This window comes from Lacisediminihabitans sp. (assembly GCF_043726815.1).
In the GTDB taxonomy this organism is placed as follows: domain Bacteria; phylum Actinomycetota; class Actinomycetes; order Actinomycetales; family Microbacteriaceae; genus Lacisediminihabitans.
Genome location: NZ_JAYSJZ010000071.1, coordinates 1 through 18,251, shown reverse-complemented (window position 1 = coordinate 18,251; position 18,251 = coordinate 1). Strand labels below are relative to the sequence as shown.

22 protein-coding genes and 1 pseudogene are annotated in these 18,251 nt (G+C 69.7%); 11 read left to right on the top strand and 12 right to left on the bottom strand.

The window, feature by feature from the left end; translation table 11 throughout:
• Nucleotides 1–4: 4 nt before the first annotated feature.
• Nucleotides 5–502, bottom strand: a complete 498-nt coding sequence (locus ACHZD8_RS10630) for a tetratricopeptide repeat protein (RefSeq protein ID WP_394770401.1) — start codon at nt 500–502, stop codon at nt 5–7.
• Nucleotides 503–649: 147 nt separating this feature from the next.
• On the opposite strand from ACHZD8_RS10630, the gene ACHZD8_RS10625 reads away from it, so the two are divergent.
• Nucleotides 650–1,312, top strand: coding sequence for an NAD(P)H-hydrate epimerase (locus ACHZD8_RS10625; protein ID WP_394770400.1), 663 nt, complete (start codon nt 650–652; stop codon nt 1,310–1,312).
• 160 nt (nt 1,313–1,472) lie between these two features.
• On the opposite strand, the gene ACHZD8_RS10620 is transcribed toward ACHZD8_RS10625, so the two are convergent.
• Genes ACHZD8_RS10620 through ACHZD8_RS10605 form a run of 4 tightly spaced genes read right to left on the bottom strand, consistent with a single transcriptional unit; the run spans nt 1,473 to nt 4,247 of the window.
• Entirely contained in the window at nt 1,473–2,243 is a 771-nt protein-coding gene (locus tag ACHZD8_RS10620) for an alpha/beta fold hydrolase (protein ID WP_394770399.1), read from the bottom strand.
• A 53-nt stretch (nt 2,244–2,296) separates the two neighbouring features.
• Entirely contained in the window at nt 2,297–3,328 is a 1,032-nt protein-coding gene (locus tag ACHZD8_RS10615; RefSeq protein WP_394770398.1) for an NADPH:quinone reductase, read from the bottom strand.
• 46 nt (nt 3,329–3,374) lie between these two features.
• Nucleotides 3,375–3,803: a hypothetical protein gene (locus ACHZD8_RS10610; RefSeq protein WP_394770397.1), complete on the bottom strand. Its 429-nt coding sequence runs from the start codon at nt 3,801–3,803 to the stop codon at nt 3,375–3,377.
• 18 nt (nt 3,804–3,821) lie between these two features.
• Complete coding sequence (locus ACHZD8_RS10605) at nt 3,822–4,247, bottom strand: hypothetical protein (protein WP_394770396.1); 426 nt, start codon at nt 4,245–4,247, stop codon at nt 3,822–3,824.
• 162 nt (nt 4,248–4,409) lie between these two features.
• Between ACHZD8_RS10605 and ACHZD8_RS10600 the strand changes: the two genes are divergently transcribed.
• The 3 genes from ACHZD8_RS10600 (at nt 4,410) to ACHZD8_RS10590 (ending at nt 7,374) form a co-directional block, all read left to right on the top strand.
• Nucleotides 4,410–5,309 carry an NYN domain-containing protein gene (locus tag ACHZD8_RS10600; RefSeq protein ID WP_394770395.1) on the top strand — a complete coding sequence of 300 codons (900 nt, stop codon included), beginning with the start codon at nt 4,410–4,412 and terminating at the stop codon, nt 5,307–5,309.
• 217 nt (nt 5,310–5,526) lie between these two features.
• The gene (locus ACHZD8_RS10595; protein ID WP_394770394.1) at nt 5,527–6,906 is read left to right on the top strand and encodes a pyridoxal phosphate-dependent decarboxylase family protein; all 1,380 of its coding nucleotides are present in this window, start codon (nt 5,527–5,529) and stop codon (nt 6,904–6,906) included.
• Between the two features lie 39 nt (nt 6,907–6,945).
• Complete coding sequence (locus tag ACHZD8_RS10590; RefSeq protein WP_394770393.1) at nt 6,946–7,374, top strand: DUF1761 domain-containing protein; 429 nt, start codon at nt 6,946–6,948, stop codon at nt 7,372–7,374.
• A gap of 3 nt (nt 7,375–7,377) precedes the next feature.
• Here the strand turns inward: ACHZD8_RS10590 and ACHZD8_RS10585 are convergent, their stop codons facing one another.
• Entirely contained in the window at nt 7,378–7,962 is a 585-nt protein-coding gene (locus ACHZD8_RS10585; protein WP_394770392.1) for a GNAT family N-acetyltransferase, read from the bottom strand.
• Between the two features lie 67 nt (nt 7,963–8,029).
• Here ACHZD8_RS10585 and ACHZD8_RS10580 point away from each other — a divergent pair, with 67 nt between their 5' ends.
• The gene (locus ACHZD8_RS10580; RefSeq protein WP_394770391.1) at nt 8,030–8,815 is read left to right on the top strand and encodes an alpha/beta fold hydrolase; all 786 of its coding nucleotides are present in this window, start codon (nt 8,030–8,032) and stop codon (nt 8,813–8,815) included.
• A gap of 6 nt (nt 8,816–8,821) precedes the next feature.
• On the opposite strand, the gene ACHZD8_RS10575 is transcribed toward ACHZD8_RS10580, so the two are convergent.
• Together ACHZD8_RS10575 and ACHZD8_RS10570 are read right to left on the bottom strand one after the other, a co-directional pair.
• On the bottom strand, nt 8,822–9,373 hold the full coding sequence (locus tag ACHZD8_RS10575; protein WP_394770390.1) for an OsmC family protein: 552 nt from the start codon (nt 9,371–9,373) through the stop codon (nt 8,822–8,824).
• A gap of 115 nt (nt 9,374–9,488) precedes the next feature.
• Entirely contained in the window at nt 9,489–9,944 is a 456-nt protein-coding gene (locus tag ACHZD8_RS10570) for a MarR family winged helix-turn-helix transcriptional regulator (protein WP_394770389.1), read from the bottom strand.
• A 121-nt stretch (nt 9,945–10,065) separates the two neighbouring features.
• Between ACHZD8_RS10570 and ACHZD8_RS10565 the strand changes: the two are divergent.
• A pseudogene (locus ACHZD8_RS10565) lies at nt 10,066–11,254 on the top strand (MFS transporter).
• Nucleotides 11,255–11,291: 37 nt separating this feature from the next.
• Here ACHZD8_RS10565 and ACHZD8_RS10560 read toward each other — a convergent pair.
• The gene (locus ACHZD8_RS10560; protein WP_394770388.1) at nt 11,292–12,068 is read right to left on the bottom strand and encodes a YidC/Oxa1 family membrane protein insertase; all 777 of its coding nucleotides are present in this window, start codon (nt 12,066–12,068) and stop codon (nt 11,292–11,294) included.
• A gap of 69 nt (nt 12,069–12,137) precedes the next feature.
• Nucleotides 12,138–12,431: a hypothetical protein gene (locus ACHZD8_RS10555; RefSeq protein ID WP_394770387.1), complete on the bottom strand. Its 294-nt coding sequence runs from the start codon at nt 12,429–12,431 to the stop codon at nt 12,138–12,140.
• 175 nt (nt 12,432–12,606) lie between these two features.
• Between ACHZD8_RS10555 and ACHZD8_RS10550 the strand changes: the two genes are divergently transcribed.
• Nucleotides 12,607–12,894 (top strand): hypothetical protein, encoded by a 288-nt coding sequence (locus ACHZD8_RS10550; protein ID WP_394770386.1) that lies wholly within the window; start codon nt 12,607–12,609, stop codon nt 12,892–12,894.
• Nucleotides 12,895–12,971: 77 nt separating this feature from the next.
• On the opposite strand, the gene ACHZD8_RS10545 is transcribed toward ACHZD8_RS10550, so the two are convergent.
• Nucleotides 12,972–13,604, bottom strand: a complete 633-nt coding sequence (locus tag ACHZD8_RS10545; RefSeq protein WP_394770385.1) for a PadR family transcriptional regulator — start codon at nt 13,602–13,604, stop codon at nt 12,972–12,974.
• A 207-nt stretch (nt 13,605–13,811) separates the two neighbouring features.
• On the opposite strand from ACHZD8_RS10545, the gene ACHZD8_RS10540 reads away from it, so the two are divergent.
• From ACHZD8_RS10540 to ACHZD8_RS10525, 4 genes are all read left to right on the top strand, one after another.
• The gene (locus ACHZD8_RS10540) at nt 13,812–15,035 is read left to right on the top strand and encodes an ROK family protein (protein WP_394770384.1); all 1,224 of its coding nucleotides are present in this window, start codon (nt 13,812–13,814) and stop codon (nt 15,033–15,035) included.
• Nucleotides 15,036–15,574: 539 nt separating this feature from the next.
• On the top strand, nt 15,575–16,402 hold the full coding sequence (locus tag ACHZD8_RS10535; protein WP_394770383.1) for a BTAD domain-containing putative transcriptional regulator: 828 nt from the start codon (nt 15,575–15,577) through the stop codon (nt 16,400–16,402).
• 60 nt (nt 16,403–16,462) lie between these two features.
• Nucleotides 16,463–16,999, top strand: coding sequence for a putative immunity protein (locus ACHZD8_RS10530; RefSeq protein WP_394770382.1), 537 nt, complete (start codon nt 16,463–16,465; stop codon nt 16,997–16,999).
• Between the two features lie 84 nt (nt 17,000–17,083).
• Nucleotides 17,084–17,737, top strand: a complete 654-nt coding sequence (locus ACHZD8_RS10525; protein WP_394770381.1) for a VOC family protein — start codon at nt 17,084–17,086, stop codon at nt 17,735–17,737.
• Between the two features lie 19 nt (nt 17,738–17,756).
• On the opposite strand, the gene ACHZD8_RS10520 is transcribed toward ACHZD8_RS10525, so the two are convergent.
• Entirely contained in the window at nt 17,757–18,167 is a 411-nt protein-coding gene (locus ACHZD8_RS10520; RefSeq protein ID WP_394770380.1) for a hypothetical protein, read from the bottom strand.
• Nucleotides 18,168–18,251 lie beyond the last annotated feature (84 nt).

The following is an 18,251-nucleotide window of genomic DNA, read 5'->3' as shown; positions in this document are numbered from 1 at the left end:
GGCGCTACGCGGTGTCGTCGCCGAGCAGGGCCTGGGCGTAGTTGCCGAGGGAGCGCTGGTACTGGGTCAGATGCGGGGCGAGGGCGGTGAGCGCGAGGGACAGCCCCTCCCGGTCGCGGCCCAGGTCGGCGAGAGCGAGGGCCAGGAACGCGATGACGGCGTCCTCGAGTTCCTCCGAACCGACGGCGAGTTCCGCGGTGAGCAACTCGACGCTCTCGGCGGCCCGGCCGATGTTGCGCAGCGAGCTGGCGAGCTGGATCACGGCCTCCCGCCTGCGCCTGCCGTGCAGCCCGAGGTCGAGGGCCTCCCGATAGAGAGGCACCGCGAGGTCGGAGTGGTCGGTGGCGTCGAGGGCGCTCGCCCGCTCGAACCTGCCGACGGCGCTCCCCTCCGGCAGCTCGGCGACCAGGCGGTCCATGCCGGCCAGGAACTCCTCTTCCGGGAGCTCGTCGATCGCCGCCCACTGTTCGGCCAGCCGCTTCTCCCACTCGGTGTCGCTCATGCCGAGAGTCTGTCACAGGCCTCTCGCGCGAAGAAGGGCGGCCGACCGATGCACCCAGCGCGCGTGCCCCGTTCGAGAATCCTGGGCGACGGCGCCCGCGAAAGCGAGAGACTGGAGTCGATTGCGCACGACCGATTGGGAGGCATCATGATTCGCGGCTACTCTGCGCAGCAGATGCGCGACGCGGAGGCCCCGCATCTGGCCGCCGGCGAGCCGCTCATGCAGCGCGCCGCGGCTGGCCTCGCAGCCGAGATTCGAGGCGCGCTCCCCGCCGACGGGGGCCGGGTTGTGCTGCTGGTGGGCACGGGCAACAACGGCGCGGACGCCCTGTACGCGGGGGCCGAGCTCGCCGCCCGCGGTGCGGATGTCGCGATCGTCATGACCGGACCGCGCGCGCACGAGCAGGCCCTGGCCGCCGCGCTCGCGGCAGGTGCCCACGTCGTGCCCCTCGACGAGACCGCGAGGGCCGCGGCGGCCGCCGATGTCGTGGTCGACGGGATCCTCGGAACGGGGACGAGCGCGAACCCGGCCCTCCGCGGCGACGCGCGCACCATCGTGGAGGCGGCCCGCGGCGTGACGCCCCGACCGTTCGTGGTGGCCGTCGATATCCCGAGCGGCATCGATCCGAACGACGGTAGCGTGCCAGACCCCCTCGTGCTGCCCGCCGACGTGACGGTCACCTTCGGCGGCTACAAGGCCGGGCTGCTGCTGCAACCGGCCGCGGGTCTCGCCGGGCGTGTGCGAGTGATCGACATCGGGCTAGGCCCGGACCTCGAGGCTCTCCCGCCGACGGTGACGCTGCCCGACTGACGCCGGCACCTCCGCCCTCCGGACCCCCACCCCGTTTTCGTGTAGTCAATTCAACGTGACATCACGTTCAGTTGACACAGCGAATCGCGCGCGATACTCCCCGGGGCGGCGCGCGTCGGGAGGGCCGGACGGCGGAGCAGCCTCTGTGGGCGCGGTCGAACTAGGCCCCGAAGAACTCGATGAGCACCGGTGCGAGAACCGCCTGGTCGACGCCGTGATTCTGGCCGGCGAGCGTGACTCGGGTTGCATCCGGGATCGCGCCGAGGAGGGCCTCGGCGGCTCGCGCGGCCCACGCGGGGCTCGCCCCGCCATCCATCACGAGCGTCGGCGCAGCGACCGCTGACAGCCGGTCGCCGGGCACTCGACCGTCGCCCGACAGCGCGAGGTCGTAGGGCAGGGTGTGGGCGATCGCCACGAGGCCCGCCCAGAACGGCGCGTGCGACATCCCCTCGATGGTGCCGTCGTCCATGCCGGTCAGCCGCATGAAGGCCCGAACCGCCCCGTCGGGGTCACCGGCGTCGAGCGCGCCAGTCACTCCGGGGTCGCCCTGCGCCGGGGCGTCCGGATCGAAGGTGTACGGAGGTTCGTACACGGCGACCTTCTCGACCGGCACGCCGCGCGCGGCCGCCTCGAGGGCGAGGATGCCGCCGGACGAGTGCCCGTAGACGCTCGCCCGGCCGCCGGCCGCGGCGACCATCGCGGCCAGGTCATCCACCTCGCGGTCGACCGAGTAGGCGGAGCCGTCACCGCTTTCGCCCCGTCCCCGCCGGTCGTAGCTGATCACCGTGAACCGGTCGGCGAGCATCGTGGCGAGCGGGTACGGCGAGAGTCGGGTGTTCATCGCCCCGCCGACCACGACGACGGCGGGCCCGGCGCCGAGCCGATCGAACGCGATAGTGGTTCCATCTGCTGACTGTGCCGATTCGACCATGGCAGGCTCCTCCGGTTCGCGGTGTTCGCCAAGATAGCACCGCCCGGCACGGATCAGCCCGCAGCGACCTCGATGAGCACCTTGCCCACCGCGCCGTCCTCCACGGCGGCATGAGCGTCCGCGGTGTGGGCGAGGTCGAAGCGGTGCAGGGGCAGGCCCGACTGCTCCCCCACCAGCAGCGCCCCGTCGGCGATGGCGGCGTTGATGTCGGCGGCCGCGGCATCCCGGGCGGCCTGGCCCACGGTGTACAGCAGCAGAAACTGGTAGCGCACATTGAGGCTGAAGTGACGGCGCACATCGAGGGTGAGTTGGTCCCCGCCGTTGTTGGCGTAGACCGCGATCACCCCGTGATTGCGGATCACGGACAGGTTGAGCTCGGCGTTCTGCGCCGGTGCCACCTCCACGACGATGTCCACCCCCGCCGGAGCGAGACGCCGGATCTCGAGGGCGGCATCCGATTCCCGGTAGTTGACGACATGGTGCGCGCCGGCAGCGACCGCGAGCGCGGCCTTCGAGGCGGAGCTGACGGTGGTGATCACGGTCGCTCCGCTCCAGCGGGCGAGCTGGATGGCCGCATGCCCCACGGAGCCGGCGCCGCCGGCCACCAGGACCACCTTGCCGGCGAGCGCGCCGGGGGCGAGGCGATCGGGGCCGCCGTCCGCCACCGTCAGGGCACGGTGCGCGGTGATCGCCGGCACCCCGAGGCTCGCGCCGAGGTCGAAACTCGCGCCGGTCGGCAGCCGGTACACCCGCTCCACCGGCACGACGGAGAACTCCTGGGCCGTTCCGCCGTCGGCACGCTCGTAGGCGGCGAGAGCGAGCCACACCCGGTCGCCCACGGCGAACCCGTCCACTCCCTCGCCGACGGCGTCGATCACTCCGGCGCCATCCTGGTTGGGGACCACATCGGCGAACGCGACTGCCTCGCCCGGGCGGGATCCGCGCCGCGACTTCCAGTCCGTGGGATTCACCCCGGAGACGACGATGCGCACGCGCACCTCGCCGGCCCGGGGGTCGGCCGCCTCGCGCTCGATGAGGCGCAGCACGGAGGGCTCGCCGGTTTCGCTGTAGACGATTGCTTTCATGAGGGCGACAACGCGGATGCCGCGCGAAACCTTCCGGATCCGCCGGTCAGGCGACCCGCGAGTCCAGCCCGGACGACACCCAGCACTCCACCTGGCGATCGCCCGCCAACCAGGACTCTTCGGTCGGAGCGTAGGCGAACCAGAGGTTTCCCGTGGCCTCCGCGGCATCGCCGCACCGGAGTTGCTCGAAGGCCAGCAGGCTGTCCACATCCGGAAGCACCGCCGACCCCGACGGCAGGTCCGCCGTCGACGCCTCCTGCCACTGCGGCCGGTCCGTGCAGTCGGCGTAGGTCGAGAACGGGCCGTTGTACGGGTCGGTGCCGCCGCTCGGATCCCCGGTGTCGATGCACAGCGCGAACTTCAACGGCTGTTCGGTCACCTCGCGTACCAGGTCGCGGATGTCCGCGGGCAGCGGCAGGAACGTCGGCGCGGTGAGGGCGCTGCCGAAGCCGACGAGCGCGATGTCGCAGCGCACCCAGCGCGCGCCCGCGTTTCAGGCGGCGAGCGAGGGAACGAAGTAGCTGAGGAAGAGCCGATGCTTCTTGTCGTCGAGGGCGGGGAGGAAGTGGGACTCCTCCTTCGAGCAGTCCGCCCAGGCGGCATCGGCGATGTCCGTCCGCAACGCCCCGGCCGTGCCCGGGCGTCGCCAGCTGCCGGAGAACGACTTCGACAGCAGCGGCACGGCGAAGGTGTACGTCGTGTGGCGGGTCGAGCAGTCCACCGGCAGGCCACTCGCCCAGGTGGGATCCCCCGCGATCGCCGAGTCCGGTGCGCGCCAGCACAACCCGTCGATGGCCCGGAAGGTCGCGCCGATCGCCACCTGGCGGATGCTCGTCCCCACGGCGCCGAGGGCGGCGCATCCGGTCATGGCGAGGGTCACGATCACTGCCGCGGCGATGGCGGCGAACGCCCTGCGCATGGGATGCTCCTCACGCCAATGTGAATGTTTGTCGAGAGAGTAGTCCCCTGCGCGGGGTCGGCACTAGGACTTACGACCGTCGCCGCCCGCGCCGGGCCGCCCCGGCTACCCGTTTGGGTGACGAACCGGCAGACTGGGGGCACCGTACCGAGAGGCGCCGCAATGGCAGACCAGACAGACGCTCGCGTTGCCGTCTACATCGACTTCGACAACATCATCATTTCCCGCTACGACCAACGGAGTAAGCGCGGGCAGTTCCACAAGGACGAGGCGCGCAGTTTCGACGCCAGGGCGAACGTGGGAAGCGAGATCGCGAAGCGGCTCGAGGATGCCACCGTCGACCTGAGCGCCGTGCTCGACTTCGCCTCGTCCTTCGGCACCATCGCCGTGAGCCGCGCCTATGCCGACTGGTCGGTCGCCGTGAACCCGAGCTACCAGAAGCAGCTCATCGAACGGGCAGTCGACCTCGTGCAGCTCTTTCCCACCGTCGCGTCGATGAAGAACGGGGCAGACATCCGGCTCGCCGTCGACGTGGTCGAAGACCTGTTCCGCCTTTCCGACCTCACCCACGTGGTGATCGTGGCCGGCGACTCGGATTACATCGCGCTGGCCCAGCGCTGCAAGCAGTTGGGCCGCTACGTGGTGGGCATCGGCGTGGCCGGGGCCACGAGCAAGGCCCTCGCGGCCGCGTGCAACGAGTTCGCCGACTACGACGCGCTGCCCGGAGTCAAGTCTGCCGACGAGCAGTCCGGCCCCGCGCCGAGCAGCACGCCGCCCACCGACGCCCCGACCCGCCGCGGTCGCCGTTCGAAGCCGCTGAGCGAGAAGGATGCGGCCACCGAACTCCTCGTGCGCGCGCTTCAGCTCAGCCAGGCCAAGAACGACGACGAATGGCTGTCGAGCGCCGCCGCCAAGAGCCAGATGCTGCGGATGGACCCCACCTTTCAGGAGCGGTCCCTCGGCTTCAAGTCGTTCACCGACTTCGTGCGGTCGCTCGAGGACCGCATCGAGCTCGACGAGAAGCATCCGTCCCGCCGGATGCGGCTGCGCCAGACCAACTGATCGGCAGGCCCGCCCGCCCGCCCTTCCCCATCCGCTCCACCATGCGCTCCACATGCGCTCCGCATGCGCTCCACCATGCGTGAGGTGCCCAGATTCGCCGCTACCACCGCAAATGAGGCGACAGATGTGGGCACCTCACGAGCGAGCACCCGGCGTGCGGGATGGCGTCGGCACGGCGCTCTTCCGTAGGCCGACACGTCGGGTCTACCCTCGAACCGTGACAGCCGACCCGAATGTCTTCAGCAAGCCCCTCGATCGCGCCCATGCGCACGCCACGGAGTGGCTCTCGTCGGTGCCGACGCGGCCCGTCGCCCCCCGGGTCACGGCCGACGAGCTGGCGAAGACGCTCGACGGTCCGCTTCCCGGCGGCCCATCCGACCCCACGGCGGTGATCGACGAACTGGCCGCGGTGGCCGAACCCGGCCTCATGGCGATGCCGTCCGGAAAGTTCTTCGGCTGGGTGATCGGCGGCACCCTGCCCGCGGCGCTGGCCGCCGACTGGCTCGTGACGGCCTGGGACCAGAACGCCGGCATGCGCTTCGCCACCCCCGCGACGGCCGCCATCGAGCAGGCCGCCGGCGACTGGATCCTCGACCTCCTGGGCCTGCCGAGCGGCTCGGACGTGGGCTTCACGACCGGCGGCACGATGGCGAACTTCGTGGGTCTCGCGGCTGGACGGCAGAGCGTGCTCGACGGCGCCGGCTGGGATCTCAACACCCTCGGACTCGCGGGCGGCCCGCGGATCACGGTGTTCGCGGGGCGCGAGCGGCACGCCTCCGTCGACCTGGCCCTGCGCTACCTCGGGCTCGGACTCCCCGTTCTGGTGGATGCCGATGCGGAGGGCAGGATCATCCCCGCCGCCCTTGCCGAGGCCATGCGTGGCGTGTCGGGGCCGACCATTCTCTGCCTGCAGGCCGGCAACCTGCACTCCGGGGCGTTCGATCCGATGCGGGAGTGCGTGGCGATCGCCCACGACCACGGCGCCTGGGTGCACGTGGACGGCGCATTCGGCCTCTGGGCCGCGGCGAGCCCGCTCTACCGTGACCACCTCGACGGTCTCGACACCGCAGACTCCTGGGCGACGGATGCCCACAAGACCCTCAACGTGCCATACGACTGCGGCATCGCGGTCGTGGCCAACCCCAAGCCGGTGCGCGCCGCGCTCGGGGTGCAGACCAGCTATCTCATCAACGCGGACCACGGGCCGGGAGACCCGTTCGACAAGGTGCCCGAGCTGTCCCGGCGCGCGCGTGGGGTGCCGGTCTGGGCCGCGCTGCGCTCGCTCGGCCGCTCCGGCGTGGTGCAACTCGTGGAGGGCCTCGCGGCCAACGCGCGGGCCCTGGCCGATGGGCTCGCCCGGCTTCCCGGCGTGGAGGTGCTCAACGACGTGGTCTTCACGCAGGTGAGCCTCACCTTCGGCGACGACGAGAACACCCGTCGGGTGACGAAGAATCTCATCGACAGCGGGCTCGTGTGGATGTCCGGCTCCCGCTGGCGCGACCGCGACATCCTGCGCGTGTCCGTGAGCAACTGGTCCACGGACGCCACGGACGTGGCGGACGCGATTTCCGCGGTCGAGAGGGCGATGTCCCAATAGACTCCAGCCACCACCACCGGCGACGTTAACGAGGACGCGATGATTCCCGACATCAACTACTGGGCAGTGATTCTGGCCACCGTCTCCACCATGATCGTCGGCTCGATCTGGTACACCCCCCGGGTGTTCGGCACCTATTGGATGAAGGCCACGGGCGTCACCCCGAGCGGCAACGCGAGAGATGCCGTGGCTCCGATCCTGGTCACCGTGGTCGTGAGCTTCATCACCTCCTGGGTGCTCGCCGGAGCCACCTTCATCGCCTGGAAGTTCTACGGCGGCGGATTCCTCTCCAGCGCACTCGTCACCGGGATCCTGCTCTGGGCCGGATTCACTGCTGCCCGCTTCATCACGCATGACGCGTTCGACCGGCGACCGCGGGGTCTCACGATTCTCAACGTCTCCCACGAGTTCGTGACGATCCTCGTGATGGCCCTGATCATCGGGGTCTGGCCGCCCGCGGGCGCCTAACCCCTACTCGTTCACCCGCAGCGTCATGACGGCTCGACCGTGCGTCGGTCTCGCCGTCACCTCGAAGCCGGCCGCCGCGAAGAGGCCGACAGTGCCGATGTACAGGGTGTTGGGCGGTCGCCCGGGACGCTCGGCGAGGTCGATCGGGTAGCCCTCGATCATGCGGGCGCCGTTGTCGCGCGCGAGGCTCACGGCGTGCTCGAGCAGGGTGTGCGCGAGACCACGCCCGCGGTATTCCCGGCGCACCACGAAGCAGGTCACCGCCCATACCGTGCCGTCGTCCATCGGCTCGACGCTGCCGCGCCGCACCACTGACAGGTGCGCGAGGCGGGGTTGTTCGGTGCGCGGTGCGATCCTGCACCATCCGGCCGCCGCGCCATCGACGTAGGCGACGAGGGGCGAGGCCACCTGCCCGGCGGCGAGCTCGTCGCGCAACGCGTCGTGCTTCTCGTCCCGGCTCATCGTGGAATAGTCCGGATTCACGGCCCACTGGCACCAGCACGTCGAACCGTTGCCGCCATGGCCGAGGGCGGCCTCCACGTCGGGCCACGGAACCCGGTCGGCTCTTTCCACGCGAATGACCGTCATGCCGGCACGATACCCCCGGGCACCGGCATCGCGCGCCCGGGTGACCAAACGTGGTCGAATAGAGGCGATGCTCACCCCAGAACCCCCACCGATCCGATTCGTCGCCTCCCCAGACGGTCTCGCGCTCGCCAGCTACGAGTTCGGTGCGGCCGAACACCCCGCAGTGATCGCGGTGCATGGTTTCGCCTCCAGCGCCCTGCTCAACTGGTTCTCGTCCGGCTGGGTGCGCTACCTGCTGCGCGCCGGCTTCCGCGTGGTCCTCCTCGACCAGCGCGGGCACGGCGCGAGCGACAAGCCGCACGACCCGGAGCGCTACACGATGCAGGCGCTTGTCGCGGACGTGGTCGCGGTGCTGGACGCCTACGAGATCGACCGGGCGCACTACGTCGGCTATTCGCTCGGCGCCCGGGTCGGCTGGCACGCGGCACTGCAGCTCCCCGAGCGGATCGATCGGGCGGTGCTGGGCGGCATCCCCTCCGGCGACCCCCTGACCAACTTCCGGCTCGACGAGGCGCGCGCGTTCGTCGCCGACCGCACGGAGATCGCCGACCGCCTCACCCGCACCTATCTGACGATGGCGGAGAGCATCCCGGGCAACGACCTGGCGGCCCTGATCGCGCTCGTCGAGGGGATGCGCGGCGGGCAGCAGCCAGACCCGGCCCACCCGCCGGCGCAGCCGATCCTCTTCGCGACCGGGGTCGAGGACCGCATCATCGACGGCTCCCGATCACTGGCCGCGGCGGCACCCCACGGGTCGTTCTTCGAGATTCCGGGGCGGCACCACTTCAACGCGCCCACGTCCCGGGCGTTCCGTGATGCGGCGGTCGGGTACCTCACCGGCCAGGGAGCGTAGCTCGGGCTAGGCCTTCGCCACACTCACCGTCACCGGCGTCGCGTTCGCGAAGAGGTCGAGCACGGGGCAGTGGGCGTCGACGGCGGCCCGCAGCTCCTGGTAGCGGGCGTCGGTCTCCGGTCCCGTGATGGTGATGTCGAGGCGCACCGCGGTGAATCCGGCGCGAACGGACTCCTCGATGCCGAACAGGCGACGCGCGTCGAGGTCGCCCTCGGCCTTCACGTCGATCTCGTCCACCCTGATTCCGAGGGCCTGGGCGTAGAGGCGGTAGACGACCACCTGGCAGGAGATGAGCGCGCCGAGCGCGAACTCCACCGGGCTGGCGGCGATGTCGTCCCCGGCGAGCGCGGCAGGCTCATCCACTCGAAAGCTGTGCTTTCCGGCGGTGATGGTCGATGCAACCGAGCCCTCGCCCGTGCCGCGCACCCGGTAGGTCAGCTGCCCGTTCGCCACATCGGCGGCGATGCGCTCGCCCCAGGCGGCGCGGGCTTCGGTGAGTCGCGTGGCGCGTTCGTCGGCGGTGACGGAGGTTACGGGGGATGCGTCGAGGAGTGTCATGCGCCGACAGTACTTCGGATGCCGCGACTCCCGTCGAGCCTCGCGTCACGCGGCGACTCCCGGCGTAACATCACGCCACACGGGGCGTCGGCGCGCCGTCTGCCGCGACCGCGCCCTAGCCGACGACGGGCTCCGGCACGCGGTGCAGCGCCTCCACGAGGGGAGCCAGTTCCGGGGTGCGCTCGGCCTCGGTGAGGGCCCTCTCGAGGGTCTCGTCGGCGGTGGGGCGCGCGGTCTCGAAGAGCGCGCGGCCGGCCGGCGTGAGTTCCGTGTAGATGCCGCGCCGGTCATCCGCGCAGAGAATGCGAGTGAGCAGACCCCGGTCCTCCAGCCGGGTGACCAACCGGGTGGTGGCACTGCTGGAGAGCGCGGCCGCTCGGGCCAGCTGCTGCATCCGCATGTGCCAGCCGTCCTGGCGGCTCAGGGCGTCGAGCACCGTGAACTCCACGACCGAGAGTTGCGCCGATGACTGGAGCGCGCGCTCGAGTTGCGCGTCGATCAGGGCGTGCAGCGCGGCGAGCGTGCGCCAGCCCTGGGCGCGAACCTCGACGGCGTCGTCTTCGATGCTCATCGGAAAATCCCTTTCTTGCGCAGATACAACGCGTGTGCAAGTATTTATAGCGCGTCTGCAACTAAGAGCGTACGCGTCACACGGCGAAAAGCCCAGAGGCGCGAGGAGACAAGGAGCCCGCATGCCCATTGGATTGATCGCCCTCGCCCTCGGCGGGTTCGGCATCGGCCTCACCGAGTTCGTGATCGCCGGACTGCTGCCCGAGGTGGCCGCCGACTTCCGGGTCAACGAGGCCGCGGCGGGCTGGCTCATCTCGGGCTATGCGCTCAGCGTGGCGGTGGGCGCGATCCTGCTCACCGCGGCCGTCACCCGGCTCCCCCGCAAGCAGGTGCTCGTGGGCCTGATGGTGCTGTTCGTCGCCGGCAACCTCGTCTCCGCCATCGCCCCGACCTACTCCCTCATGCTCACCGGCCGCGTCATCGCCGCCCTGTGTCACGGCGCGTTCTTCGGCATCGGCTCCGTGGTGGCGGCCGGCCTGGTGGCGCCCGACAAGAAGGCGAGCGCGATCGCGATCATGTTCACCGGTCTCACCCTCGCCAACGTGCTCGGCGTTCCGTTCGGCACCTTCATCGGCCAGGCCTTCGGATGGCGCGCCACCTTCTGGGCCATCACCGCCATCGGCGTGATCGCCCTCGCCGGAATCATCCTGCTGGTGCCGCGTCCCACGGTCGACACCGTGCACGTGAGCAACCTCCGGGGCGAGTTGCGCGCGTTCCGCTCGGGCCAGGTCTGGCTGTCCCTCGTTGTCACCGTGCTCGGCTTCGGCGGGATGTTCGGGGCATTCACCTACATCGCCTTCACCCTGACGAGGGTGAGCGGCTTCGCCACCGGCGCGGTGCCGTGGCTGCTCGTGATCTTCGGCGTCGGACTCTTCGTCCGTGGGAAACATCCTCGGCGGCAGGTTCGCGAGCAAGCGCCTCGACCTCACCCTCGTCGTCATGCTCGCCGGCCTCGCCGTCGTGCTCGCGGTGTTCGCCCTCACCGCGGCGAGTCCGGTCGCGACCATCATCGCGCTCGTGCTGATGGGAGCGTTCGGGTTCGGCACCGTGCCCGGGCTGCAGACCCGGGTCATGCACTACGCGCCGGAGGCACCGACCCTCGCCTCGAGCGCGAACATCGCCGCGTTCAACCTGGGCAACGCGCTCGGGGCGTGGATAGGCGGCATCACCATCAGCGTGGGCCTCGGCTTCACCTCGCCGCTCTGGGGCGGAGCGGCGATCACCGCCACGGCCGTCGTCGTGATGGCCGTGGCGGCGACGCGCAGGTCGACCAGGTCAGAGGCACCCGAGGTCGAACTCGCCCCGGTGTGACCTCCACCTCCACCTCCACCCCCGCAGCCGTCGTCGCTCACCCGACGGCGGCCGCCGCTGTTCCGGCCAGACCGGAGCCGCGCCAGAGCAGCCGCCTCAACAGCTGGCGCTCCCCCAGGGTCCAGGCGGTGGTCGCGGCGAGGTAGAGCGCGGCCGCGAGCGGCACGAACGCCGCGAAGACCACGGTGGCGAAGGGCAACCAGCTCAGCGCGCGACCGACGGACTCGACGCCGGGGGCGGCATCCGGATTCGGCAGCATGAGCGCGAGGGCGATGCGCCGAGACAGCCACGCCACGGCGGCCATGACGGCGAACAGCCCGAGGTAGACGGCCGCTCCCGGCCACGGCGTGCCTCCCGAGAGCAGGTGCCCGAAGGACGTGCCGAGCGGCACCCCGAACAGGTTCTCCGCGAGAAGTGCGTTCGGATGCCCGTCCACGGTCGTGCGGAGGAACAGCGCGTACACGAGCGAGAGCACCGGCGCCTGGGCGAGGGCCGGCAGGATCCCCGCGAACTGCGAGGACCTCTCGGCCTTGAACAGCTCGGCGGTCTTCTGCTGGAGCAGCAGCGGGTCCTTCTTGTGCCTGCGCTGCAGGGCCTGCAGTTGCGGGGTCAGCCGGCGGCGCGTGCCCTCGGCCTTCACCTGGGAGATGCCGACGGGGATGAGGGCGAGGCGCACGATTATCGTGAGGGCCACGATGGCCAGCGCCGCGCTCGCGGCTCCGGTGACGGGGGTGAACAGGGCCGCCAGACCCTCGACCGCCGCGTAGGCGACGTCGAAGAGGGCGGCAATGGGGGCGAACGAAAAGAGGTCCATGAGGGTCCTTGCTGTCGAAACGGATGGGTGACCTGTGCGGTCGCGGCATCCGCCGACAAGCGGGGACTGCTACGCGACCGGGACCATCCGTGAGGGCGCGCGCGGACGCGCACGACCCGCGGTGCCGGGATGCTGCGGCGCCGGCATGTCGCTCAGCGCCTCGCGATGGGCGTGCGCCCGATCGCCCACGGTCATCTCCCGGGAGGCGAGGGCGAGAGACGCGTACCGCACCGCGATCAGTCCGGCGAGGGCGAGGGCGGCGACGCCCGCGACGAGGACGGTCGTCGGCGCCCCGGGTGCCACGGCAAACGCCACGAGCAGAAGGGTCGAGATCACGACCATTCGTTCGTACAGCGCGCGCATGAGTGCCCCTTGCAGGTGAGACTTCACGCTAACCCATGCCGTGCTCTCGCGGCATACCCCGGCGGGAGTATTCCGCTGAGGGCTCAATCCGCGGCGCGTGTCGATTCCGGCCTCCCCCGACCGTCGTAGTGATGAGTCGGCAACACGGCCGACCCGCTGATTCAAGGAGGAACAGATGTCCAACTTCGTTCTGGCGTTTCGCAGCAAGCCCGATGTGATGGCGACCGAGGAGGAGATCAGCGACTGGAACGCCTGGTTCCAGCAGCTGGGCGGAAGCGTGGTCGACGTGGGCAATCGCATCGGCGAGGTGACCCTGCTCGGCGAGGGGGCCGGCGCGAACCAGATCTCCGGCTACTCGGTGATCGACGCGTCCGACTTCTCGGGAGCGGTCGAGATCGCGAAGGGATGCCCCGGCCTCAAGTACGGCGGAAGCGTCGAGGTGGGACAACCCATCGCGATGTGAGCCCCCGCGAACGAAAACGGCCGGCTGGTCGCCCAGCCGGCCGTTCCGCCGTGCTCGATGTTCGCTCGCGCTCTCGCTCAGTCGGCGAGGATGAGGTAGAGGGCGCGGCGGGTCTCGTCGAGCTTCTCGATGGCGGCCGCGCGCTGGGCGTCGGTCGCCGAGTGGCGGAACTGCTGCACCACTCCCATGAGCTTGCCGACGCTCTCGAAGAACTGCCCGCCGGACTCACTCTGGCCGGGGGTGGCATCCCAGGCCTTGGCGAAGTCGTCCTCGTGCTCGGCCACGTAGGCCTTTCCGGCATCCGTCAGCTCGAACTCGGTCTTGCGACCCTCGCCGGTGGAGACGATGAGGTCCTCGTCGACGAGCTGCTGCAGGGTGGGGTACACCGAGCCCGGGCTCGGCCGCCAGGCTCCGCCGGTCTTCTCGGCGATCGCCTTGATCAGGCCGTAGCCGTTGGACGGGCCCTCCGCCAGCAGCGAGAGGATCACCGAGCGGATGTCGCCCTTGCTGGCGCGACGGGGGCCGCGGGGGCCGAACCCGCCGCCGAAGCCCGGACCGAAGCCCGGACCGCCGAAGCCGCCGGGGCCGAAGCCACCGAAGCCGGGCCCGCCGGGGAAGCCGTGGCCCCGCCCGCCACGCTGGGAGGGGTCGTGATGGAAGCGACCCGATGGGTCGTGATGTGTTTCGTGTGTGTAGTGGTTGCGTTTCATGATCGCAGACACCCTTTCTGTCTGCTCAGGTCTATTCACTGAGCCATCGCAGAACTTCTGCGATGTGTTTACGATATATCGTTAAGACGAAATGCGCAACTACCCGCGTCTTCTCGATGGCGAGGCAGACATCCCTCCGAGCACCCGAGGCCGACAACCCTGCCATCAGCTCTTGATTTCAGGCCCGGATGCCAACACACTTGGCTGATGAACCGCATGGGCGCCCTCCAGGGCCTTCGGGTCGCGAATACGGAACTCGTCATGCGGTGCATCGAATCGCGCCCACTCTCGCAAGCCGAGATCGCGATAGAGACCGGCCTCTCGGCACCGCTCGTCTCGAGCATCGTGCACCAGCTCGTCGCGGAAGGCGTGGCGACGACGACGCCGGGCGTCCGCAACGGAAGACGGGCGACCATCGTCTCTGTCGACGTGGCGATCACGGGAACGGTGGCGGGAGTCGCCCTGGAACGACACGGATTTCGCCTCGCGACGTGGTCCCCGCACGGGGTGGATCTCCGCTGGTTCCCGTGGGACGAGGCCGTCGCGGCGCAGGTCGAGGCTGAGCCGCATGCGGGACTTCGCCAGGTCGAGGCGCGGCTTCTCGAATTGGACCGCCTCGACGCGGTAGCCATGTCGGCCCCCGGCTGGTCGTCGTCCCGCGAAATGCGGCCGCGCTTCGTCACGACGAGCCTTGCCCTTCCCCGGTGGTGGGCACCCCAATCGGCCGTGGAAGAGCTGCGCAGTTCATTGGGATGCGAGGTCTTCACCCTCAACGACGCGAGCGCTGCCGCTCGAGCGGAGCACCGGATGGGGGCCGCCACGGCCTTCACCTCTTTCCTCTACCTCTACCTCTCCGGCGGCGTGGGCGGCGCACTCTTCATCGAGGGGAAGATGGTCGACGGCGACCACGGGTTCGCCGGGGAACTGGGCCACATCCAGGTGACGGAGAATGGCCCTCGGTGCCACTGCGGCAACCGCGGATGCCTGGAACTGTTCGTTGGCGAGCACGCCCTCCTGGAGCCTTTGCGCCGACGATCCCCCGCCATGGCCGCGGCAACCCTCGACACACTCGTCGAGCTCGCGTCCGCAGGGGATCCCTTTTGCCGTCGTACGTTGTCGGAGGCCGGGGAAGACATCGGCCGCGCCCTCGCGCAGATGCTGCGGTTCCTCGACATCAGAAACGCCGTGGTGGGCGGCCCCCTCGCCGAAGCAGGAAGCGTCATCGTCCAGCCGCTGAGGGAACAGGTGTCTCGACTCTCGGTGTTCCAGCCCTACGACACCGAGGACATCGCCGTCACCGTGACGCCCGGCCTGTTGGGAGCCGACGCCAGCGCGATCGGCGCCATGCTTTTGGCTGCCGAATCTGTCGGCATGCGTTCAGCTCCTGAACTCAAAAACACGCTCTTTTCTCGTGTTGGCATCAGTGCTTGACATCAAGTATCCATTGAGCTTCCATGAGTCGGTAGCGGCGAAGTTGCCCCGGCGGCCCCGGATTCTCGGTCCGGCGGGAATCTGCGATGGATGCCGCTGGAACCCCTGAACCGGCACGGCGTTGTCAGGGGTGAGGGTCCCGATGGGCCGCACACCGGTTGTTCGATAAGGGTCTCGCGCCCTTGCCCGACAGAACCGGACGATTTCGAGAAGACCTTTCGGGGAACGAGAAGGACATGGAACCCAGCAGTCGGGCCCTACGACTCGCCATCTTTGGCGGACCTCGGATCTTCCATGGGAGCGTGGAGACGAGCGTCGGTCCCGCTCGGCAACAGCTGCTCCTTGCCCGGCTCATCGCCGCACGAGGGCGGTCGGTAAGCCTGCCTCACCTCGTCGATACGCTCTGGCCGATGTCCCCGCCGGAGAGCGCGGCGAATCAGATCCACCGCTACGTGGGCCGGCTCCGACGAATCCTGGAACCCGAGCTCACCCCGCGGGAATGGGGAACCGTGCTGCTGCCTTCCGTCAACGGGTACCGGGTGGATGTCGAGGCGGCCGACATCGACCTTGAAGACTTCTACGACGATGTTTCGCAGGCCCAACGTCTCCGGGCCGACGGCAAGACCGACCCTGCCATCGAGTGCCTCCGCCGTGCCGTGGCGGTCGGTCTGGACATCCCCTTCCAGAACGTGTCGGACCACGAACCACAGCGGCCGGAATTCGCCAGAGTCGCCGATGACCACCTCGCCGCGGCGGTCACCCTGGCCGACATCTCGCTCCAGACGGGACAAACTGTCGGCGTGGCCGAAGTGCTCTCGAAACTCACCCCGACTCACCCCCTCAGCGAGACCCTGTACTCCCGTTTGATCCTCGTCCTCGTCGCGGATAACCGGATAAGCGAGGCACTGCGTGAGTTCGAGAATGTGCGCCAATCACTCGCCGACGCGCTGGGCATCGACCCGGGGCCCGACCTCCGCGGTGCCCTTCTGGCCGCTCTCACCGCGGACGAGGTGAGCTATCGAAAGGGGATTCGCGAGCAGGGGTCGTTGTCGTTCCTGGCGGATGCGAGACGATCCAAGTCCGACAGGCGAGGGCCACGAGATCTCGATGGCCCCGAATCGCCCAGCGTGCGGGGCGCTGACATGCTCGAGCTGCCTAGACCACCACACGAGCCGGATCCGTCGGGGGTGACCGTGACGATCGAGTGGACGACAGTGCAGCGAGGACAGCCGCGGCACATGCAGGTGAGCGTCGGGTTGAGCGAGGACGGCCCCGTGGAATCGGCTATCCATCGACGAGCCTTCGAAGTCGTTCGCGAGGCTCTGGAAATCGCCCGGCTGGGTTCTCCTTCCCTGGTCGCGCACTAGGCGGTCCGCTCGCGCGGTGATGCGGCGCGGTGGGGTGGGATGGGATGGGAAAGTACTGGCATGCCGTCCCCGCAGTCGCTGAGCGAATCCGACCGTCGCCTCGTTGCGGCGTGGGCGGCGGACTGTGCCGAGCGGGTGCTGGCCCTGTTCGAGTCAGACGCTCCCACAGACGGCCGGCCGCGTGATGCCATCGCTCGCGCCCGGGCGTTTGCCCGGGGTGAACTCGACACCGCCGGTGAAATTCGCCGACGCTTCGTCGCCGGTCGAGCGGCGCACGCGGTGAGCTCTCCCGCAGCGGTCGCGGCCGCCCGAGCGGCGGCACAAGCTTCCGGGGTCGCTCACATGGGCGCTCACGCGCTCGGCGCCGCCGCGTACGCCGCGAAGGCGGCCGGACTGGCCGCTCACGATCAGCCCGCGGCCATCTCCGACGAGGTCGGCTGGCAGCTCGAACACGCGAATCCGCACGTGCGGGCGGCGCTCCGGCGGTTGCCGCCGATTGGGGAGGACTCCGCGGGTCCGCTCGGCCCCGGACTTCTCGCCTCTGGCATCCTCGGCTCGACCATCCGAGAACTACAGGCCGCCCTGGGGGCCGTCTAGCCAGGGGACGGCGGCGCCTGCCCAACCCGTTGACGTCTCGCGGCGCCCGGAGCAGAGTTGTCCCACCCACGACAGGAGACGGACATGACCACGCGCATCTCTCCCCGCCAGTTCCATGCGTCGGAGGGTGTCGAGGACTGGCGGGTGCTCTTCGATGGCGCGAAGACCTTCTTCGCGGCCGGCTCCTTCGCGAGGGGGGTCGAGCTTGTCGAGGTCATCGGAAGGCTCGCCGACTCCGCGAACCATCATCCGGATGTCGACCTGCGCTACTCCGGCGTGACCGTGACCCTGTTCACTCACGAGGTGGGCGACATCAGCGAGCGCGACGTCGCGCTCGCGCAACAGATCTCGCTCGCCGCGCGGGCGATCGGCATCGCGGCCGACCCGTCCAGGGTGCAGACAGTGCAGGTCTCGATCGACGCCCTCGACATTGCCGAGGTGCTCCCGTTCTGGCGCGCAGTGCTCGGCTACGACACGTTCGGCGACGAGGACGTGGTCGATCCGCTCGCCCGCGGCCCGTGGGTCACGTTCCAACAGATGGACGAGCCACGCCCCCAACGCAATCGCATCCACCTCGATGTCTCGGTTCCGCGCGACCAGGCCGAGGCGCGCATCGCGGCGGCACTCGCCGCCGGCGGCCATGTCGTGACCAGCGCCTTCGCGCCCCACTGGTGGACGCTCGCCGACTCGGAAGGCAACGAGGTCGACGTCGCGCCGTGGCGGGAGGACAGCGAATAGTCCCGTCAGCGCGGCGCTGTCACCTGACGGCCTTCTTCAACAACTCCACGAGTCGATCCTGGTCGGCGGCGGTCAACTTGGTCACGGCGAACGACGTCGGCCAGACGTTGCCGTCGTCGAGATTGGCGTCCTGCTGAAATCCGATGGTTGCGTACCGCGCCGTGAACTTGGCGGCGGCCTGAAAGAACACCACGACCTTGCCATCGGCATTGGTGTACGCCGGCATTCCGTACCAGGTCTTGGCCCTCAGGTCGGTGTGCGTCCTGACCAGCTGGTGCAGGGTCTCGGCCAACTCCTTGTCCGTGCCGGTCATCTCGGCGATCGCAGCGAGGCACGCGGCCTCAAGGTCTGCCCCCTGCTGTGCGGCCTTAGCCTCGGCGGCCGCCGCCCGCATTGCGGCCTTTTCCTCTTTGCTGAACGTGGCGGTCACGATGTTTCCCTTCTTCGCTCTGCCCTGAGGCACCCACTCTAGGCTCCGCCGTCACTGTCGGATCCGGTGAGTGGGCAAAAGTGG

What these genes read in the sequence shown, in the direction of transcription:
- ACHZD8_RS10630 (WP_394770401.1), bottom strand. Translation starts at nt 502, where the DNA reads ATGAGCGACACCGAGTGGGAGAAGCGGCTGGCCGAACAGTGGGCGGCG.
- ACHZD8_RS10625 (WP_394770400.1), top strand. Translation starts at nt 650, where the DNA reads ATGATTCGCGGCTACTCTGCGCAGCAGATGCGCGACGCGGAGGCCCCG.
- ACHZD8_RS10620 (WP_394770399.1), bottom strand. Translation starts at nt 2,243, where the DNA reads ATGGTCGAATCGGCACAGTCAGCAGATGGAACCACTATCGCGTTCGAT.
- ACHZD8_RS10615 (WP_394770398.1), bottom strand. Translation starts at nt 3,328, where the DNA reads ATGAAAGCAATCGTCTACAGCGAAACCGGCGAGCCCTCCGTGCTGCGC.
- ACHZD8_RS10605 (WP_394770396.1), bottom strand. Translation starts at nt 4,247, where the DNA reads ATGCGCAGGGCGTTCGCCGCCATCGCCGCGGCAGTGATCGTGACCCTC.
- ACHZD8_RS10600 (WP_394770395.1), top strand. Translation starts at nt 4,410, where the DNA reads ATGGCAGACCAGACAGACGCTCGCGTTGCCGTCTACATCGACTTCGAC.
- ACHZD8_RS10590 (WP_394770393.1), top strand. Translation starts at nt 6,946, where the DNA reads ATGATTCCCGACATCAACTACTGGGCAGTGATTCTGGCCACCGTCTCC.
- ACHZD8_RS10585 (WP_394770392.1), bottom strand. Translation starts at nt 7,962, where the DNA reads ATGACGGTCATTCGCGTGGAAAGAGCCGACCGGGTTCCGTGGCCCGAC.
- ACHZD8_RS10580 (WP_394770391.1), top strand. Translation starts at nt 8,030, where the DNA reads ATGCTCACCCCAGAACCCCCACCGATCCGATTCGTCGCCTCCCCAGAC.
- ACHZD8_RS10575 (WP_394770390.1), bottom strand. Translation starts at nt 9,373, where the DNA reads ATGACACTCCTCGACGCATCCCCCGTAACCTCCGTCACCGCCGACGAA.
- ACHZD8_RS10570 (WP_394770389.1), bottom strand. Translation starts at nt 9,944, where the DNA reads ATGAGCATCGAAGACGACGCCGTCGAGGTTCGCGCCCAGGGCTGGCGC.
- ACHZD8_RS10560 (WP_394770388.1), bottom strand. Translation starts at nt 12,068, where the DNA reads ATGGACCTCTTTTCGTTCGCCCCCATTGCCGCCCTCTTCGACGTCGCC.
- ACHZD8_RS10555 (WP_394770387.1), bottom strand. Translation starts at nt 12,431, where the DNA reads ATGCGCGCGCTGTACGAACGAATGGTCGTGATCTCGACCCTTCTGCTC.
- ACHZD8_RS10550 (WP_394770386.1), top strand. Translation starts at nt 12,607, where the DNA reads ATGTCCAACTTCGTTCTGGCGTTTCGCAGCAAGCCCGATGTGATGGCG.
- ACHZD8_RS10545 (WP_394770385.1), bottom strand. Translation starts at nt 13,604, where the DNA reads ATGAAACGCAACCACTACACACACGAAACACATCACGACCCATCGGGT.
- ACHZD8_RS10540 (WP_394770384.1), top strand. Translation starts at nt 13,812, where the DNA reads ATGAACCGCATGGGCGCCCTCCAGGGCCTTCGGGTCGCGAATACGGAA.
- ACHZD8_RS10530 (WP_394770382.1), top strand. Translation starts at nt 16,463, where the DNA reads ATGCCGTCCCCGCAGTCGCTGAGCGAATCCGACCGTCGCCTCGTTGCG.
- ACHZD8_RS10525 (WP_394770381.1), top strand. Translation starts at nt 17,084, where the DNA reads ATGACCACGCGCATCTCTCCCCGCCAGTTCCATGCGTCGGAGGGTGTC.